Source organism: Streptomyces sp. E2N166, from assembly GCF_003671715.1.
Classification (GTDB): domain Bacteria; phylum Actinomycetota; class Actinomycetes; order Streptomycetales; family Streptomycetaceae; genus Streptomyces; species Streptomyces thinghirensis.
Window position 1 is genome coordinate 91,626 of sequence record NZ_RAIF01000012.1, and the last position, 3,698, is coordinate 95,323.

Annotated in this window: 3 protein-coding genes and 2 pseudogenes; all 5 read left to right on the top strand. The window is 72.2% G+C overall.

What is annotated here, in order from left to right; translation table 11 throughout:
• Positions 1 to 465, top strand: a pseudogene (locus EBH09_RS08040) (histidine kinase); the annotation flags it as partial.
• 65 nt (positions 466 to 530) lie between these two features.
• Positions 531 to 1,193: a response regulator transcription factor gene (locus EBH09_RS08045; protein ID WP_121746354.1), complete on the top strand. Its 663-nt coding sequence runs from the start codon at positions 531 to 533 to the stop codon at positions 1,191 to 1,193.
• A gap of 64 nt (positions 1,194 to 1,257) precedes the next feature.
• Positions 1,258 to 2,712 carry a penicillin-binding transpeptidase domain-containing protein gene (locus EBH09_RS08050; RefSeq protein WP_121746355.1) on the top strand — a complete coding sequence of 485 codons (1,455 nt, stop codon included), beginning with the start codon at positions 1,258 to 1,260 and terminating at the stop codon, positions 2,710 to 2,712.
• Positions 2,713 to 2,850: 138 nt separating this feature from the next.
• On the top strand, positions 2,851 to 3,417 hold the full coding sequence (locus EBH09_RS08055; RefSeq protein WP_121746356.1) for a SigE family RNA polymerase sigma factor: 567 nt from the start codon (positions 2,851 to 2,853) through the stop codon (positions 3,415 to 3,417).
• Positions 3,414 to 3,698 (top strand): annotated as a pseudogene (locus EBH09_RS08060) (hypothetical protein); the annotation flags it as partial. The gene EBH09_RS08055 and the pseudogene EBH09_RS08060, both read left to right, overlap by 4 nt.

Here is a 3,698-nt window from a genome sequence, read left to right on the forward strand (position 1 = left end):
ACACCGACGCTCGCCGCCGACCTCGACGGCCTGCTGCGCCGCACCCGCGCGGGCGGACTGCGGGTGGCGGCCACCGTCGCCACCGACCCGGAGGCGCTGCCGCCGCTGGTCTCCCGCGAGGCGTACCGCATCGTGCAGGAGGGGCTGAGCAACGTACTCAGGCACGCGGGCGGAGAGGTCGCCGTGGCGCTGCGCGTCGACGTGATGGACGATCACCTGCGGATCGCCGTCGAGAACCCCCTCGGCGAGGCAGGCGGGACGGCGGACACGTCGCGCGGCCCCGGTGGCGGCCACGGCCTGCGCGGCATCGCCGACCGGGCCCGTCTACTGGGCGGCGCGGCGGAGGCGGGCGACGTCGGGGGGACGTGGCGGCTCCACGTACGACTGCCGCTGAAGGGAGTTGAGGGGAACCGTACGCCCCTGCCCGAACGAGACCTTGAGACCTACTCGACAGACACCGCGTGACCCGCCCGAAGGACACCGCGTGACCCGCCCTGAAGACACCGCGTGACCCGCCCGAAGGAGACCGTGTGACCCGCCCGCCGATCCGGATCGTCCTCGCCGACGACGAGCGCATGGTCCGCAGCGCCCTGCGCGCCATCCTCTCCGCCGAACCGGACATGGAGGTCGCCGGAGAGGCGGCCACCGGGGCCGAGGCCGTCTCCGTCGTACGGGAGACCCGGCCGGACGTGGTCCTCATGGACGTCCGCATGCCCGAGGTCGACGGCATCCGTGCCACCGAGCAGATCCTCGCCACGCTCGACGCACCGCCCCGCGTCGTGGTCGTGACCACTTTCGAGAACGACTCCTACGTCTACGACGCGCTGCGTGCCGGAGCCGCCGGCTTCCTGCTCAAGCGCGCCGACGCCGACACCCTCGTCCAGTCCGTACGGCTGGTGGCGCGCAGCGACACGCTGCTGTTCCCGGCGGCGCTACGGACGCTGGCCGCCGAGCACGCGCGCGCGAACCCCGCCGCGCCGGCCTGGGTGGCGCGGCTCACTGAACGCGAGGGCGAGGTGCTGCGGCTGATGGCGACCGGGCTGACCAACGCGGAGATCGCCGAGCGTATGCGGGTGGGGCCCGCCACGGTGAAGACCCACGTCGCGTCGGTACTCGCGAAGACCGGCACGCGGGACCGCACCCAGGCGGTGATCCAGGCGTACGAGGCGGGCTTCACCAAGCCCGTTTCATGAACGGAAGATGAGAAACCGGGGCGGACGGAACGATTCGCTCCCGCCCGTTCGTTTTCCCGGCGGGATGAACAAGACGATCAGGCGCGCATCGGTCTTCACGCTGCTCCTGGTGTTCGCTCTGCTGATCAGGGCGACCTGGGTGCAGTTCTACGAGGGCCGCGCACTCGCGGACGACAAGGAAAACCGGCGGAACGCGATCGAGACGTACGCGGAGCCGCTCGGGAACATCATCGTGGCCGGCCGGTCGATCACCGGCTCGGCGCCGACGGAGGGCGGTGACCTCGCATACAAGCGCACGTACGACAAGGGCAGGCTGTACGCGGCGGTGACGGGCTACGCCTCGCAGGCGTACGCGCCAACGCAGTTGGAGGGCGTCTACCAGGACGTGCTCAACGGCACCGACCCGCGGCTGAAGACGGTGATGGACACGATCACCGGCACCCGGGCCGAGCCGGGCAACGTGGTCACGACGATCGACCCGGCGGTGCAGAAGGCCGGGTTCGAAGCGCTGGGCGAGACCAAGGGCGCCGCCGTCGCCGTCGACCCCGAGACGGGCCGGATCCTGTCGGTCGTGTCGACCCCGTCGTACGACCCGACGTCGCTGACCGACGCCAACACCGCGGGTGAGGCCTGGGAGAGGCTCACCAGCGACCCCGACAAGCCGCTGACCAACCGCGCGCTGCGCCAGCCGCTGCCGCCGGGCTCGACGTTCAAGCTGGTGGTGGCGGCCGCCGCGCTGGAGGACGGGCTGTACGGCTCGGTGGACGAGAAGACCGACAGCCCGGACCCGTACACACTGCCGGGCACCGTGACCGACCTGACCAACGAGAACCCGAACGCCCCCTGCGAGGACGCCACGATCCGCACCGCGCTGCGGTACTCGTGCAACAACGTCTTCGCGAAGATGGCCGTCGACCTCGGCCAGGACGAGCTGCGGGCGATGGCGGAGAAGTTCGGCTTCAACGACGAGTCGCAGGACGTGCCGGTGCGCGCCTACACGAGCGTGTACCCGAAGGACATGAACAAGTCGTCGACGGCCCTGACGGGGATCGGCCAGTTCGACGTGACGGCGACCCCGCTCCAGATGGCGATGGTCTCGGCGGCCCTCGCCAACGGCGGCGAGCTGGTCTCCCCGCACATGGTGTCGCAGATCACCGACAGCGGCGGCGATGTCCTGGAGGACCACACCGACCCGGGCTCGAAGCGGATCGTCTCCTCCTCCACCGCCGAGCAGCTCCAGTCGGCCATGGAGACCGTCGTCGACAAGGGCACGGGGTCGAACGCGCAGATCTCCGGCGCGACCGTGGGCGGCAAGACGGGCACGGCCCAGCACGGCGAGAACAACAGCAAGACCCCGTACGCCTGGTTCACCTCGTACGCCAAGTCCGACACGTCGGACAAGGAGGTCGCCGTGGCGGTCATCATCGAGCAGTCCGACGCGGCCCGTTCCGAGGTCAGCGGCAACGGCCTGGCGGCCCCGGTGGCCAAGGCGATGATGGAGGCGGCGCTCAAGGGCTGACTCCCCGGGCCGGTTCGGTCTGCCATACGGCGTTCGACGCACCGCACGGCCGGTGCGTCGAACGCTGCTACAGTTCCGGACCCGGGCCCGGCGCACGGCTGTTCGACGCCGGGGAAGCCGCTGCGAGGAGAGTCCGCCGTGGGGACAGTCGTCGACGACGCCGCCGCCGCGGAGTTTCACGCCTTCTTCGAGCGCCACTACGCCGAACTCTCCCGCCTCGCCCACCTGCTGACCGGCGAGCCGGACGCCGCCGACGACCTGGCGGCGGACGCCCTGCTGGCCCTGTGGCGCCGCTGGGACCGGGTCCGCGCGGCCGACCATCCGGTGGCGTACGCGCGGGGTGTCGTCGCCAACCTCGCCCGCACCCGTGTCCGCACCGCCGTCCGAGAACGCAGACGGGTCGCCCTGTTCTGGTCGCAGCGCGAGGAGAGGACGGAGGACCCGGACGTCGCTGGTGTGGTGGACGTGCGGGAGGCGCTGCGCCGGCTGCCGTTCCGCAAGCGGGCGTGCGTGGTGCTGCGGCACGCGTTCGACCTCTCCGAGAAGGACACGGCGCTCGCCCTGGGCGTCTCAGTGGGTACGGTGAAGAGCCAGACGTCGAAGGCGATGGCCGAACTGCAGCGGTTGCTCGGCACGCAGGTGGTTCCGAAGCGGGTGCACGCGGCGATCGCGCGCAGCGGCGGGGCCGCGGGGAGGAACCGATGACCGGGCGGCGGGACGTGGACGAGGAACTGCGCGCCCGGCTGCACGAGGCGGCCGGGGCGCACGAGCCCGACCGGGCGCGCATGCTGGCCCGGGTCGAGCGCGGCATGGCGGGCCAGGGCCGGGACCGCCCCGGGCACCACGGGGCGACGCGTCCGCCGTTGCTGGGCTGGGCGCGGGTGGCCGGTGCCACGGCCGCGGTGGCGGGCGTCCTGGCCGTCGGCGGCTACGCGGTCGCGTCCGCGCTCAAGGAAGACGCTCCCCCGCAGCGCTCGGTCGCGACC

Excerpts from the sequence above, each read along its gene's own strand:
- EBH09_RS08050 (WP_121746355.1), top strand. The coding sequence starts at position 1,258 with ATGAACAAGACGATCAGGCGCGCATCGGTCTTCACGCTGCTCCTGGTG.